This window comes from Sphingomonas palmae, from assembly GCF_900109565.1.
Classification (GTDB): Bacteria; Pseudomonadota; Alphaproteobacteria; order Sphingomonadales; family Sphingomonadaceae; genus Sphingomonas; species Sphingomonas palmae.
Window position 1 is genome coordinate 920,182 of sequence record NZ_FNZZ01000001.1, and the last position, 14,227, is coordinate 934,408.

Annotated in this window: 14 protein-coding genes; 6 read left to right on the plus strand and 8 right to left on the minus strand. The window is 68.6% G+C overall.

Features of this window, described 5'->3' with window-relative positions; all coding sequences use genetic code 11:
- Nucleotides 1-15: 15 nt before the first annotated feature.
- On the minus strand, nucleotides 16-771 hold the full coding sequence (locus tag BMW51_RS04515) for a sulfite exporter TauE/SafE family protein (RefSeq protein WP_093003643.1): 756 nt from the start codon (nucleotides 769-771) through the stop codon (nucleotides 16-18).
- Nucleotides 772-972: 201 nt separating this feature from the next.
- On the opposite strand from BMW51_RS04515, the gene BMW51_RS04520 reads away from it, so the two are divergent.
- Nucleotides 973-1,368, plus strand: a complete 396-nt coding sequence (locus BMW51_RS04520; RefSeq protein WP_177171511.1) for an HdeA/HdeB family chaperone — start codon at nucleotides 973-975, stop codon at nucleotides 1,366-1,368.
- A gap of 118 nt (nucleotides 1,369-1,486) precedes the next feature.
- Here the strand turns inward: BMW51_RS04520 and BMW51_RS04525 are convergent, their stop codons facing one another.
- The 3 genes from BMW51_RS04525 to BMW51_RS04535 all read right to left on the minus strand — a co-directional run bounded on the left by BMW51_RS04525 (nucleotide 1,487) and on the right by BMW51_RS04535 (nucleotide 4,021).
- Nucleotides 1,487-2,026, minus strand: a complete 540-nt coding sequence (locus BMW51_RS04525) for a DUF1003 domain-containing protein (protein ID WP_093003647.1) — start codon at nucleotides 2,024-2,026, stop codon at nucleotides 1,487-1,489.
- A 113-nt stretch (nucleotides 2,027-2,139) separates the two neighbouring features.
- A complete protein-coding gene (gene rlmN / locus BMW51_RS04530) occupies nucleotides 2,140-3,348 on the minus strand; it encodes a dual-specificity RNA methyltransferase RlmN (RefSeq protein ID WP_093003649.1) in 1,209 nt (402 codons plus the stop codon).
- Nucleotides 3,349-3,451: 103 nt separating this feature from the next.
- Nucleotides 3,452-4,021, minus strand: coding sequence for a hypothetical protein (locus BMW51_RS04535; protein WP_093003651.1), 570 nt, complete (start codon nucleotides 4,019-4,021; stop codon nucleotides 3,452-3,454).
- A gap of 246 nt (nucleotides 4,022-4,267) precedes the next feature.
- Between BMW51_RS04535 and BMW51_RS04540 the strand changes: the two genes are divergently transcribed.
- From BMW51_RS04540 to BMW51_RS04550, 3 genes are all read left to right on the plus strand, one after another.
- Nucleotides 4,268-5,848: a hypothetical protein gene (locus BMW51_RS04540; RefSeq protein ID WP_093003653.1), complete on the plus strand. Its 1,581-nt coding sequence runs from the start codon at nucleotides 4,268-4,270 to the stop codon at nucleotides 5,846-5,848.
- A gap of 110 nt (nucleotides 5,849-5,958) precedes the next feature.
- A complete protein-coding gene (locus tag BMW51_RS04545) occupies nucleotides 5,959-6,324 on the plus strand; it encodes a response regulator (protein WP_093003655.1) in 366 nt (121 codons plus the stop codon).
- Between the two features lie 71 nt (nucleotides 6,325-6,395).
- Nucleotides 6,396-6,596: a hypothetical protein gene (locus tag BMW51_RS04550; protein ID WP_093003657.1), complete on the plus strand. Its 201-nt coding sequence runs from the start codon at nucleotides 6,396-6,398 to the stop codon at nucleotides 6,594-6,596.
- Nucleotides 6,597-6,650: 54 nt separating this feature from the next.
- Here the strand turns inward: BMW51_RS04550 and rpiA are convergent, their stop codons facing one another.
- The gene (gene rpiA, locus BMW51_RS04555) at nucleotides 6,651-7,316 is read right to left on the minus strand and encodes a ribose-5-phosphate isomerase RpiA (protein WP_093003659.1); all 666 of its coding nucleotides are present in this window, start codon (nucleotides 7,314-7,316) and stop codon (nucleotides 6,651-6,653) included.
- Between the two features lie 266 nt (nucleotides 7,317-7,582).
- Here rpiA and BMW51_RS04560 point away from each other — a divergent pair, with 266 nt between their 5' ends.
- The gene (locus tag BMW51_RS04560; protein WP_143051794.1) at nucleotides 7,583-8,317 is read left to right on the plus strand and encodes a Crp/Fnr family transcriptional regulator; all 735 of its coding nucleotides are present in this window, start codon (nucleotides 7,583-7,585) and stop codon (nucleotides 8,315-8,317) included.
- Between the two features lie 60 nt (nucleotides 8,318-8,377).
- Here the strand turns inward: BMW51_RS04560 and BMW51_RS04565 are convergent, their stop codons facing one another.
- The 3 genes from BMW51_RS04565 to BMW51_RS04575 form a co-directional block, all read right to left on the minus strand.
- A complete protein-coding gene (locus BMW51_RS04565) occupies nucleotides 8,378-8,728 on the minus strand; it encodes a hypothetical protein (RefSeq protein WP_093003663.1) in 351 nt (116 codons plus the stop codon).
- A gap of 31 nt (nucleotides 8,729-8,759) precedes the next feature.
- Nucleotides 8,760-10,904 (minus strand): TonB-dependent receptor, encoded by a 2,145-nt coding sequence (locus BMW51_RS04570; protein WP_093003665.1) that lies wholly within the window; start codon nucleotides 10,902-10,904, stop codon nucleotides 8,760-8,762.
- Nucleotides 10,905-11,004: 100 nt separating this feature from the next.
- A complete protein-coding gene (locus BMW51_RS04575) occupies nucleotides 11,005-12,048 on the minus strand; it encodes a bile acid:sodium symporter family protein (RefSeq protein ID WP_093003931.1) in 1,044 nt (347 codons plus the stop codon).
- Between the two features lie 148 nt (nucleotides 12,049-12,196).
- Between BMW51_RS04575 and BMW51_RS04580 the strand changes: the two genes are divergently transcribed.
- Entirely contained in the window at nucleotides 12,197-14,116 is a 1,920-nt protein-coding gene (locus BMW51_RS04580; protein ID WP_245708268.1) for a BCCT family transporter, read from the plus strand.
- Nucleotides 14,117-14,227: the final 111 nt, after the last annotated feature.

The following is a 14,227-nucleotide window of genomic DNA, read 5'->3' on the forward strand; positions in this document are numbered from 1 at the left end:
AAAACGGCTCACCCCTCACCCATACGCCCGCCAGAAGAACACCGCCGCAGTCACCCCCGTCACTGCCAGCGTGCCCAGCCGCACCACCGGCTCGGGCAGGCGCCGCCCGACCGCCGCCCCTGCCCAGCCACCCACGACCGCGCCGGCCAGCATCGGCACGCAATATTGCCACGCGACCATCCCCTCCCCCACGAACACGATCGCCGCGGCCGCGTTCGCCACCGCCAGCATCAGCGTGCGCGGCGCGAACATCGCGCGCGGGGTGATGCTGGCGAGCAGGCCATAGGTCGCGGTCGTCATCAACCCCACGCCGCCGCCGAAATAGCCGCCGTAGATGCCCAGCAGCGCTTGCGCGACCACCAGCGTCTTCGCGCCGATCGTCACCCGCGCCGCCAGCCAGGCCGAGGCCGCGCGCCCGAACGCCAGCACGACAAAGGCGTAGAGCACCAGCCACGGCACGATCAGGTCGAACGCGTGCCCCGGCGTCACGACCAGCAACGCACTGCCGACCAGCCCCCCGGCGAAGGTGATGCCCGCGAGCAGTCGGTGATCGACCCCACCGAGCGGCGCCAGTTCGCCGCGAAACGCCCACGCGCTCGTCGCCGCGCCCGGCAGCAGCGCGACGTTCGACGTCGCATTGGCGATATTCGCCGGCACGCCGACCGCCAGCAACGCCGGCAGCGTCGCGAACGTGCCGCCCCCCGCCAGCGCGTTCATCGCACCACCCGCCACCCCCGCGAGCGCGACCAGCGCCACTGTCGTCACCGCCATCCTGCCACGCTCCGCCTTTCTCGCCTCGCTTGCCCGCCGCCCATCACGGAGTCGAGTGGCTGGGAATAGAGTGGCCACCGCATGACACGCCGTTCACCTCCGCCCTCGGCACCCGATTGCGCCAGGTTAAATGATGTTCACGCTGCAACGCGCCTGCCCGCACGCTCGTCTCGCTCGCATTACCAGCAGAGGAGAGCTGTCATGAAGAAGATCGTTTTGGTCGCCGCTGGTGTCACCGCTTTGATGGGCGGCGGGGTCGCTGCCGCCGCGACGCAGATGCACCATGCGATGGCCACGCCGCACGTTACCGAAGCCGTCAACGTACCCGGCCGCATGGGTGGCGACCGCACGGTGCAGGTCTTCAAGAGCGGCAACCACCTCGAAACCGTCATGTGCAGCGACTTCAACACCCTTGACGAGAGCTTCAAGCCCGAGGCGATCCGTTACGCCGCCAATTACGGTCCCAAGGGCAAGGCGCACCCGACCATGACCGTGTCCGGCGTCGAGCGTATCCGCCCGGTGATCGTCGCCGACTGCACCGCCCGCCCGGGCGATCACTTCGTCCAGGCCGTGCACACCGCGATGTACAAGCGCTGATCGATCGCGCGCGCCGGGGGTAGTCTTCACCCGGCGCGCGCCTTTGGCCAGACGTGAGCACGCCGGCCACGACCAGCCGCATCGCTCCGGCGCATGCGCGCGTCCGGTCGGCGGCTGCTCACTCGCGCGCCGCATCCTCCAGCCCGTCGAGCACCGCCTCAGGCGACACGTCCTGCTTAATCTCGTCCAGTTCGCCGTGCGCGTCGGGGTCGATCCCCATGTGCCGCGCCATCCGGTCGACCAGCCCGATCAGTCGCGTCAGCTCGTGCTCGGCCAGCAGGTTGATCTGCAGGTCGAGGTCGGCCTGCTTCGCCGCGGTCCCCATCATCCGGTTTTGGCTGATCAGCACGAAGGTGGAGAGGAAGATCGCCTCGACGCTCGCCTCCATCGCCAGCATGACGAAGCTCGGGTCGAACGCGCGCACGCCCGGCACCGCGCCCACGTTGACCGCGATCCACGCGCCATACGCGACCGCGTGGATCACGACGAATGTCATGCTGCCCGCAAACGCGGTCACCCGGTCCGACACGCGCTCGGACCACGGCGCCGACACCTCCTCGCGCGCCCGCCGGTCCCGCATCCGCGCGATGTTGCGGCTCAGCACCGACCCCATCCGGGGTGGCTCGGGCACGGGATGCGTCAGCGAAGCGTCGGTCATCGCCTCGGTCTATTACCCGGATCGGCAAGAGACCATCGATCCAGGCTAACCCGCGACGTTATTCCTGCCAGCCGACCGTTACGGCCAGCAGCAGTGCCGCCACTGGCGCGCGATCACCCTGCCGCGACGAGCTCCGCCGCCGCCTCGCGGTCGAGCTGCGCACGGCTCTTCTTCTCCGCCGCGGTTTTCAGCTGTCCGCACGCCGCATCGATGTCGCGTCCGCGCGGGGTGCGTACCGGCGCGGAGATGCCGCCCGCGAACACGATGTCGCTGAACGCACGCACCCGCTCGGGCGTCGAACACTCGTACGCCGCGCCCGGCCACGGGTTGAACGGGATCAGATTGACCTTTGCGGGCAGCTTGTAGTGCTTGAGCAAGCGGACCAGCTCGTGCGCGTGCGCGTCGCTGTCGTTCTTGTCGCGGAGCATCACATACTCGAACGTGATCCGGCGCGCGTTGTTGGCACCGGGATAGTCCGCGCACGCCTGCAACAATTCCTCGATGCCGTATTTGCGGTTCAGGGGCACGATCTCGTCGCGGATTTCCTTCGTCACCGCGTGCAGCGACACCGCCAGATTGACCCCGATCTCCGCGCCCGCGCGCGCCATCATCGGCACCACGCCGCTCGTCGACAAGGTGATCCGCCGCTTGCTGAGCGCCAGGCCATCACCGTCCATCACCACCGACAACGCGTCGCGAACGTTCTCGAAATTATACAGCGGCTCGCCCATCCCCATCATCACGATGTTGGTCAGCATCCGCCCTTCGGGCTGCGACGGCCACTCGCCCAGCGCATCGCGCGCCAGCATCACTTGGCCCACGATCTCGCCCGCGGTCAGGTTGCGCACCAGCCGCATCGTGCCGGTGTGGCAGAAGGTGCAGTTGAGCGTGCAACCGACCTGGCTCGACACGCACAGCGTCCCGCGATCGGCGTCGGGGATGAACACCGCCTCGTAATCCTGCCCGTCGGGTGAGCGCAGCAGCCACTTGCGCGTCCCGTCCGACGACACCTGCGCCTCGACCACCTCGGGCCGCCCGATGACGAAGCGCGCCTCCAGCCACGGGTGCTGCGCCTTGGCGATGTCGGTCATCTGCGCGAACTCGGTCGCGCCGCGATTGTAGATCCAGTGCCAGATCTGCTTCGACCGGAGCTTCGCCTGCCGCGGCTCCATGCCGGCGGCGAGCAGCGCCTCGCGCAGCTCCGCCTTGTTCAGCCCGACCAGATCGACGCGCCCATCCACACGCGGCGCCACCGCACGCGGAACAGGCACGGGGTCAATGTGCCCGGCGATGGGCATGATGGCGGCGGCGATCTCAGGCATGCCGGCGCATATAGCCGATCCGGCGGCGTTTTTCCACTCGGGCGAGCGTGGACTGGCCATGCTGCTGGCTCCCCCCTGCGCAGCGGCCGCACCGCGTGCGCCGTCACCCCGGCCGAACGACCCTGTTCGGCGTCGCACAGCTCGCATAAGCTTCCTTGTACGACTTGTTCCAGCAACGCGCGAAGCCGTCCAGCACGTTCAGGTTCATCGGCCACCGGATCGCGACCGGCTTGCCGTCGGGTCCGCGCGGATCGAACCCGGCCGGCCGCGGCAGCGCCGCGAGTGCCGCGTGCGCCCGGTCGAACGCGCGCCGATCCCGCTGCAGAAAGGCGACGCTGCCATCGACGTACAGGTTCCATCCCATGCCCCCGTCCTGCGCTGCCGTCTTGCGCGAGCGTTCGAACAGCGCGATCGCAGCGGCGCGCTGGCCCAGGTTCGCGCGCAACTGCCCCTCGTGCCAGAAAAGGAGGCTGGCGTTGCGCTCGGATGCGTTGGCCACGCGCCAGTCGCGGATCAGGTCCGCCGCCGCTGCCTCGCACCCGCGCGTCGACAGACCACGCCAGCCAGCCGCCATGTCCTGATCGAACGCCTCAAACGGTAGCGCGATCATCGCGGCACGATCGTAGGTGCACGCGGCCGGTGCGGCGACGGCAAGAAGAAGCGGAAGGAGCATGACCGCTTGTCGAGTGTCACCGTCCCTTTGGCAAGCACGCCCGGCCTCCCGCGACCACCAGACCGAAGTGCTCTGCCACCGCGCGCTCGCTTGTTGATCGAAGCCAGTATCCGGATCGCCGGAGCGCTCGCCCACCCTGCTGCCAAGCGACCCAGCAGCGCGTCACGCTTGCACACCCTCACCCCCTCCGCCACGATGCGCGTCGGGGAAAGGCCGGCAATCCGGTCACGAAAAAGGGAAACACACATGCGCCTGCCGGTCGCCGCCGCGCTGCTCGCCGTCACGACACCGATCGCTGCGCTCACACCGCTCGCCGCCACCGCGCAGGTGAAGAGCCCGCTCGAACTCACCACCGATCCCGCCGATCGCGCCGTGATGGCGGAGGCCGCCGCCGCGGTCGCCGAACGCCCGCCCAGTCTGGCGAAACTCGACGCCGTCCTCGCCAAGCTGCCCCGCCCCACCCCCTTGCGCGGCATGGTGCAATCGGCCCGCGCCTCGGTCTTAAATCAAGAGCCCAACGACAAGCTCGCGGTCGCCGCCGTCGAGGAAGCGCTCCGCCTGCTGCCCGACCATCCGGTTCCGAAGATGGTCGCGACCGAGGTCTTCACCTTCTCCGGTGCGCCGCAACGCGCCGCCGACCTGTGGCTCGTCGTCAGCCAGCAGGCGCCCGAACTCGCGCGGCAGAGCGACCGCTACACGATGAACGCGCTGCTCGGCCGCTTGTACGAGATCGGCGACCATGCCCGCGGCGATCGCGTATCGGCGCGGCTGGGCGAAATCGGCTTCGCCACCGCACTCGCCCCCGAACGCTCCACCTACGCGCTGGCGACGATCCGCGCGGCGATGCGGGCCGGCCGCACCGCCGATGCGATCGCCGCAGTACCCACGGTCGGCGACGCGGACGATCTCGCGGCGATGTACATCAATCGCCGTTTCGAGCCGCTCTGGCCGCGCATCGCCGAATGGAGCGGCGGCAGTTTCGACGCGCCGCGGCGTCGCTATCTCGAAGAGCTCCGCGCCGACTGGAACGCGACGCAGAGCTTCGAAACGGCAACGCCCTACGCGCGCGAACTCGCCAGCCTTCAGGCGTATGACGCGGTGGTCAAGCTGTTCCTCCCGCTGTTTGACCACCTTACGAAGGAGGATTATGACGCCGGGGTCGAGACACTCGCGCCGATCGTCGCGCGCTCGCTAACCGCGATCGGGCGCGCCTCCGACGGCCAGGCGCTACTCGGCCGCGTCGCGCAGCAGCTACCGGCGGAGGCGGGCGCCAACGTCCTGAACATCGACGCCGCTTATGTGACGCTCGCTGCGCAATATGCCGACTGGCCGCAGGCGATCACGCGCGCCGACACGTTTCTCGCACGACTAAAGACGCTCGGCAGCATCAATCGGAGCGCGATCATCAGCATCCAGGCTTATCGGACGTGCGCGCTGTTCCGGTCCAACCGCCTGAGCGAGGCGCAGACCGGAAAAGCCGAGGTGATGCTGGCCGCTGCCACCAACCCCTCGACGGTCGCTTTCATGCTCGCCTGCATGAACGACGCTCCGACACTTCGCGCTCACGTCATCGATCGCCTGGCCGACGAGGACACGCGCGGCTGGGCACTCGGCTATGTGCAGCCGTTCGTCAGCGAGGAGCGTGTCCCGATACAGCGCCTGACCGCCCCCGTCCACGAGGCGGTCCGCACCAGCTCCGACGTGGTCGCCGCCGCCAACAAGGTCGGCCGCATCCTGCCCGCCCCGATCGGCGGCAAGCTCCCCAGCGGGTTCGAGCCCTTCCGCACCCCACCCTCGACCACGCCGCTCGGCAAGGACGCGGTGTAGCCCGGAACCAATTGCGCGCTTCACGCATGTTACGGGACAAGTAACCGGGCCGGCGTAAGGGGCGATATAATCGAAGGGGGAGACAGCGTTTGAGCGGTGAGGGGCGCCGCATGTTGCGGGTTCTGTGCGTCGACGACGACGCGGATATCAGGCTCCTGGTGGAGCTGTCGCTGCATCTCGACCCCGATATTCGCGCATGGTCACTGGGCAGTGTCGACGAGGCGATCGCGGCGCTCGCCGGCGAGCAGCGTTTCGACGTCGTGCTGCTCGACGCGATGATGCCCGGCCGCGACGGACTGGAGCTGCTCGAGCACATCACGCGCGCGGATGGTTCGCCGCCGACACCGGTCATCTTTCTCACCGCCGAGGCGATCCGGCGCGGGCGCTACGACCTGCCGGGCGTTGTCGGCGTGATCTCGAAACCCTTCGACCCGATCGCGCTGGCAGATCAGGTCAGGACGATGCTGGCGCGCTGATCGCGCCGCATTGCCTTACAATGTTAACCCATGTTATGTCGGGTAAACCGATCAAGGCATAACGTCGCTATATGGAAGTTCTCGTTTCGACCTTTATCGAGCGCTTCCTGACGACGTTCGGCGCGCGGTCGATCGTCGTCGCGCAAACCCAGTGTCAGCAGGCGACCGGCAACGCGCGCGCCTCCTGGCTGTTGATCCTACGCCTGCTCGAACAAGAAGCGGGAACGTGTGCCGAGCCGTCGATCGCGCACGATCACCCTACGCCGAACTGAGCAGCGCCAAGAAGCACACGCGCCGACCGCGCCGCCGCTGCTGCCCTTCACGCGTCACCCTTCGCCGCGCTCGATCAGCTCAACCGTTCCCGCACTCGCCACATAAGCCGCGTCGACTTCGCGAAGGAACAGCCCGTGCCCCAGCGCGCCCGGCACCGCGTCGATCGCCGCCGCCAGCTTCGCCGGGTCGGAAATCGCACCGAACCGCGCGTCCAGGATGACATTGCCGTTGTCGGTCACCCCGTCGCGCAGCACGACCGCCGCGCCCAGCGCCTCCAGCCGCGCGGTGACGAAGGCGCGCGCGAAGGGCAGCACCTCGACCGGCAGCTTCGCCGCGCCGATGGCCGCGACCCGCTTCGACCCGTCCGCGATCACCACCATCCGCGTCGAAGCCGCCGCGATCACCTTCTCGCGCAGCATCGCGCCGCCCGCGCCCTTGATCGCGTGAAGCCACGCGTCGATCTCGTCCGCGCCGTCGATCGTCAGGTCGACACGAGCCACCTCGGCGAAATCGCGCACCCGAATGCCGACCGCTTCGGCCGCACGCGCGCTGGCAATGCTGGTCGCGACCGCCTCGATCCCTAGCCCGCCCCGCACCCGCTCGCCCAGCGCGCGGATCAGGAACGCGACCGTCGACCCCGTCCCCAGCCCGACCAGCATGCCGTCCTGCACCTCGCCCAGCGCCGCCTCGGCCGCCAGCCGCTTGTCATCGTCGCTCATGCCCGCTCGACGCCGCTGCGCCCGCAACGTTCCCGCGCGTGCCGGTCAGCAACCCGCCAACCAGTCCGGCGACCGCCGCCTCGGTTGCTCGGTTCACGCCCGACCCGGAACCCGCGCCGCCACGCCAGGTGCCGCTGACGCTCGGCAACCTCGTCGACCGGATTGTCCGAGATCGTCACTTCTCGCGTCTCACCTGCGCGCCGCTTGCCTAGCGAAAGTGACTGCCCCATGTTATTGATCTCGGTTCCGGTCCGGCCGTGATCTTGATGGAGGACGCCGTCTACAATCCGCTCGCCGACAAATTGTGCAGCTTCACCGACCTGAGCACCAACGATCGCGCCGCGCTCGACGACATGGTCAGGGATTGCGAGCGCCACCGCGCGAACACCGACATCATCAGCGAAGGCGATCGCCCCGACGCGGTCATCTTCATGATCGAGGGCTGGGCGTGCCGCTACAAGGTGCTCGCCGACGGCAACCGGCAGATCATGGCCTATCTGCTGCCCGGCGACCTGTGCGATCCGCACGTCTTCATCCTCGACCGGATGGATCACTCGATCGCGCTGCTGACCGACGCGAAACTCGCCTTCATTCCGAAGGACACGATTATCGAGTTGACCGATCGGCATCCCGCGATCGGGCGCGCCTTGTGGTGGGCGACGCTGGTCGACGAGGCGGTGCTGCGCCACTGGCTGCTCAACAACGGACAACGCGATGCCTACGCGCGGATCGCGCACCTGTTCTGCGAATTGTGGGACCGGCTGACGCAGGTCAATCTGCGCCACGGCAACCAGATGGAGGTGCCGCTAACGCAGGAACAGCTCGGCGACACAATGGGGCTGACCGGCACCCACGTTAACCGCACCATCGGGCGAATGCGCGAGGAAGGCCTGATCGAGATGCACAACAAGAACTTGCGCATCCTCGACATCGACCGGCTGCGCGAGGTGGCCGAGTACGACCCGACCTACCTCCACCAGCACCGCCGCACCAACGCTTGAAGGCAAGCGACCGCGCGCAGCCGGGCACCAGCGCCTGGCACCGACCCGACCGCGATCACCTCACGCGCGGCGGCCGAACAATCGTCCCAGCACCTGTTCCACTGCCTGACCGATCGCGTCGCCGTCGATCCCGCCGACACCCGGCTGCCGGCTTTCCTCGGTCCTCGCATCGTTCGCCGGTGACGGCTTTTCGGGCGGCTTCTCCGCCGCCGGCTTTGCCGCCTTCGCCTCGGCTGCCTTCATCGCCGCCGCGGCCGCCATTGACAGGCCTGTCGCGATCATCGCCTTGCCCTGCGGCGAGTTGGCAACGGTCACCGCCTGATCGATGATCTGCTCGCCCGCGCGACGCAGTTCCTTGGGCAGCTTCACGCCGCCGATCGTCTTCGGAATGCGTTTCTTCTTCTTGGCCACGGCGTGTTGCTCCTCTTCGTGCCCGATATAATCAGCCGAACGTCCGCTTGAAGGTCAGCGCCGGCACGATGAAGCCGTCGCGCCGCCGGAACTCGCGCGATACCGGCGTGGTCGACGTGCGGTCGGGCGCGTAGAATAACCGGTCGCGATACGCCGGCTTCGCCAGCGCATTCTCCAGCGTAAAGGTGACGACGCTCGTCTTGGTCGGGCGCCACTCTGCGAACACCTGCGTGTAGATGCCGCGAAAGCTGCGATCGGTCTCGTTGCGGCGATACTGCGTCGAACTCGTCGCATTTTCCGCCAGCAGCCCCCAGGCCCAGCTGCCGCGATCCTGCCGGAACTCCGCCGAGCCGTAGAAGGTGCTGTTGCCCGTGAACGGTCGCGTCCTCAGCGTGTACGGATCGGTCACGAACGTCGGCACCAGCGATCCGTACAGCGTCAGCCGCCCGCCCTTCACCCCCAAAGTCTTCAGCGGCGCCTCGATCCGCGCGCGCGCGATCACCACCGTGCCGTCGCCCAGGTTTCCCGGCGCGTCGAACCCTTCGGGCGTCGGCACGCGGTCCTGCACCAGGCTGATGTGCGTGTAGCCTGCCTCCAGCCGGACGAGTCCATCGCCAAGGATCGGATGCTCCAGCGTGCCGAGCAGCTCCCAGCTTCGCTGCGGGACCAGCTGCGCGTTGCCGCCGTTGACGCGGTCGTTGCCGAGCTCCGCGACCGAGATGAAGTCGGTGAACTGCAGCTGGTTGACCGTCCGCTGCGCCGACAATTGCGCGCGCCAGCCCGGCGCGAACCGCCAGTCGAGCACCAGCTTGGGTTTCAGGAACGACAGCGTCCGCTTCGCATCCACGTCGCCCGACACGGTCAGCCGCGACGCCTCGATCGTCAGCCCGCCGTCCACGCGCAGCGTCGGCGACAGCGCGCGCCCGACGTTGACGAACGCCTCAGCCCGCACCTCGCGCACCGTCGCATCGTCGACCGGCAGGTCGATCCGCGTCCGCGCGCCGCCGACGGCCAGGTCAAACAGGTCGACGCGACTGCGCAGGCTGTTGATGACCCCTTCCGCCCCCGCCTCGACGTTCCAGCCGTTCCACCCCGACCGGCTCCACACCAGCCGCGCCAGCGTTTCTGCTTCACGGTCGTTGACCGACTGGCTGAACCCGGTCGGCCCGGGTCCATTCGACGCGAACAGGTCGACCAGCGACAGATCGTCGCTCTCGCGTTTGCGCCTCGTCGCCAGCCCGATCAGCTTGATCCCGCCGCCTGCCAGCGGCCGCGTCACGTCGCCGCCGACCTCGTACTCGTTCAGGTCCGACCGGCTGATCAGCGCGTCCTCGCGCCGCGGCGTCCCCACGCGGTCGACGCGGTTCGACTGGTCGAGCGCGTAATGGTCGACCGCCGCGCGCGCGTTCAGGTGCGCGGTGCGGTTGGTGCCGTCGTTATACTCCCACGATCCCGACAACGACCCGCCCGGCTCGCGGTAGCGGTTCACGCGGTAGCGATACTCGACCAGCTGATCGTCGGGCAGTGACGTGACCCGGTCGTAACCTTCCTGCGTGCTGTTCTGGTTGGTGACGTTCAGCGCCAGGTTGAACGTCGACTTGCCGCTCCGCAGCAGCGCCGACGCGCTTCCTTCGGGAAACAGTCTGCCCGTGTAGTCGCGCCTGAGCGTCCCCGTCAGCGTCCCCGCCAGCCCGCCGCTCGCCGATGTCACCAGGTTCAGCACCTGCGGCTTGCCCGTGAACTCCGCGCCGTACAGGTCGCCCGGGCCCACCTCGACCCGCACCACGCGCCCCGCCGGGATGCGCGACAGGATCGTGTCGAGCGTGTCGCTCTTCGCCGACGGGCGCTGTCCGTTGATGACCACGTTCCCCGCCGCCCCGCCGAACCCGCGCAACGACGGATCGATGCTCTCGATCGTGAAGCCGGGCACGCGCTGGACGATCTGCAGTGCGGTCGCGGGCGCGAAGGTGGCGAACCACGCCGCGTCATAGGTGCGCCTGCCGGTCACGCGGTCGGGCTGTCCCGCCGGCTGCGCGCCCTGCGGGTCGACCGGCTTGGGCGCGGTGACCGGTGCGGGTGCCGGCGCGGTCTGCGCGGCTCCCTCGCCCGCAACCAGCACCGCCGCCAGCGCGAGCGTGCTCGCCGCCGCTCGTCCCCATTCAAACCGCACCGGCATCGCACTCCCCCTCCCGTCGATGCCGCTTCGACTACAAGCGTAGTCAGTTATCGTCAACGCTTGTTTTCGCCACCCTGTATTATCTGACTATCACACCTATTCAGCGGCTGTCTACCGCTGCCTCGACCACCCGCTCATCCGCGCGCGCCGGATCGACCCCGCCCGCGCCCCGCGCCGCGTAACGCCGCGCCAGCACCGCGCAGACGAACAGCTGCACCTGGTGAAAGATCATCAGCGGCAGCACGATCAGGCTGACCGAGGACCCCGCGAACAGGATCGTCGCCATCGGTATCCCGCTCGCCATGCTCTTCTTCGATCCGCAGAACACGATCGCGATCTCGTCTGGCTTGGAAAAGCCCAACGCGCGCGACATCCACGTCGTGCCTGCGATCACCGCCGCCAGCAGCAATCCATCGCACAGCAGCACCAGCGCTAGGTCGCCCGCGCTCACCGCCTGCCACACGCCCGACACCATGCCCTCGCTGAACGCGGCATAGACCACCAGCAGGATCGACCCGCGATCGACCAGGCTCGTCGGCCCCTTGTGCCGCGCGATCCACTCGCCGATCAGCGGCCGCGCCACCTGCCCCGCGACGAACGGCAGCAGGATCTGCGCCGCAATTCCCTCGATCGCATGCAGCGACACGCCCCCGCCCGCCGCCGCCGGAAGCAACCCCGTCAGCGGGAACACGACGGCGACGATCAACGGCGTCAACACCGTGCCGACCAGGTTCGACACCGACGCGCTGCACAAGGCCGCGGGCACGTTCCCGCCCGCGATCCCCGTGAACGCGATCGACGACTGCACCGTCGAGGGCAGCAATGTCAGGAACAGCAGCCCCGCCGCAATCTCCCCCGGCACCCACGCGCGCGCGACGCCACTCACCGCCAGTCCCAGCAGCGGGAACAGCGCGAAGGTGCTCAGGAACACCAGCCCCTGCAATCGCCAGTGCGTCAGCCCCGCCCAGATCGCCGCCGGCGCCAGCCGCGCTCCGTAGAGGAAGAACAGCAGCGCGACCGCCACCGTCACCGCCACCTCCGCCACCCGCGCGCCCTCCCCGCGCGCCGGCAGCACCGCGGCGAGCGCCACCGTGGCGAGCAGCAGCAGCAGGTAAGGATCGATGAAGCGGCGAATGAACGACATGAAACCTCCGAATACGCCCGCCATCGCACGCCCCGCGCGCCCACGCGACTGCCCCGGCGTGCAATCGCGCTTGCCGCAGAAACACCTGCCCGATTTGAGCTTCGCGGCTGATTTCGGTTAAACGCCTTCGCTTATGCTCAAATCACACATGAACCCGCGCGTCTTCTGGGGCGCGTCGGCGGTCATCGGCGCGATGCTGTCGGTCACGCTCCTCATGCCCGGCCGCGCCGACCACGCGTTCAAGGCCGCGCAGGGTTGGGCGATCGACACCTTCGGCTGGTTCTACATCGCCGCGGTCGCCGTCTTCCTCGTTGTCGTGCTCGTGCTAGGCTTCGGGCCTGCTGGCAAGCTCAAGCTCGGGCCCGACGATGCCGAGCCCGACTTCCCCTATCTCTCCTGGCTGGCGATGCTGTTCGCCGCCGGCATGGGCATCGGCCTGATGTACTTCGCGGTCGCCGAGCCGATCCAGCATTACATCTCCCCGCCCGAGGCACCGAGCGGCACCATCCTCGCCGCGCGCGAGGCGATGGCGATCACCTTTCACCATTACGGCGTTCATGCCTGGGCGATCTACGCGCTCGTGGGCCTGAGCCTCGCCTATTTCACCTATCGCAAGGACATGCCGCTCACGCTTCGCTCCGGCCTGTCGCCCTTGCTCGGCAAGCGCGTCAACGGACCCATCGGCGACGCGATCGACATCTTCGCGGTCTGCGGCACCGTCTTCGGCGTTTCGACCTCGCTCGGCTTCGGCGTGTCGCAGATGACCGCCGGGCTCGCCTATAACTACGGCCTCCCCGACACGACGCTCGTCAAGGTCGTGGTAATCGTGCTCGTCATGGGCGCGGCCACCTTGTCGGTCCTGAGCGGTGCCGACCGCGGCATCCGCCGCTTGTCCGAACTCAACCTGACCGTCGCGGTGCTCTTGATGCTGTTCGTGCTCGCGGTCGGGCCGACGCTGTTCCTGCTGCGCGCGCTGGTGCAGAATTTCGGCCTCTACCTCGACCATTTCGTCATGCGCACCTTCACGCTCTACGCGTACGAGCCGCGCGCGTGGATGGCCGACTGGACGCTCTTCTACTGGGCGTGGTGGATCGCCTGGTCGCCGTTCGTCGGCATGTTCATCGCGCGCATCTCGCGCGGGCGCACCGTGCGCGAGTTCGTGACCGGCGTGCTGTTCGTGCCGACCGCCTTCACCTTCCTGTGGATGACCGTGTTCGGCAACACCGCGATCTCGCTCGATCTCGGGGCGGCGCACGGCGCGATCGCCGACGCGGTGCAGGCGAATCTCTCGACCGCCTTGTTCAAGTTCCTCGAATACCTTCCCGGCGCGGGCATCACCTCCGCGCTCGCGATCCTGCTCGTCGCGGTGTTCTTCGTCACCTCGGCGGATTCGGGCGCGCTCGTCATCGACACGCTCGCCTCGGGCGGCGCGGAGGAGACGCCGCGCTGGCAGCGGATGTACTGGTGCGTGCTGCTCGGCCTCACCGCGACGCTGCTGCTCGTGATCGGAGGACTCGGCGCGCTACAGGCCGCGACGCTGCTCGCCGCGCTACCCTTTTGCTTCATCATGCTGATGCTCGCCTTCGGCCTGATGCGCCAGACCAAGGCCGACCTCGCCGGCGTCGCACTGGAGACCGAAGGCCCGGCCGTCGCCGAGCGGTTGAAGCGCCTGTTCGTCCCCGCCAGCCGCGACGAGATCGCGCGCCAGCTCACGCGTCAGGGCCTCCCCGCGCTCGAACAGGTGTCGGGCGCGGTGGTGGAGGAAGGCTGGGCCGACAGCCACGTCACCCACGACGAGGCCGACGGCGCCGCGACGCTGACGGTCGGCCTGCCCGACCGCCCCACCTTCACCTACCGCCTCGCCGCGCAGTCGCGTCCGCTCGCCGCCTACACCGCGCTCGAGGCACCCGAGGGCCGCCGCAGCCGCGCCTGGATGCTCGTGGCGCTAAGCGGCACCGACCGCCGCGCCCGCGACCTGACCGGCCGCACCGCCGACCAGATCGCCGGCGATGTGCTCACCCAACTCGAACGCTGGCGCTTCAACAGCCCCCCGCCGCCGCTGGTGTAGGCGGCGGGTGGACGATACTGGTCCGAGCTGAAAGCTGCCATGCCGCAACCGCCCGGCATCGCACATCCGCTGCAGCCAGAAGTCACCACCGCAAAGGCCAGACTGTATAAA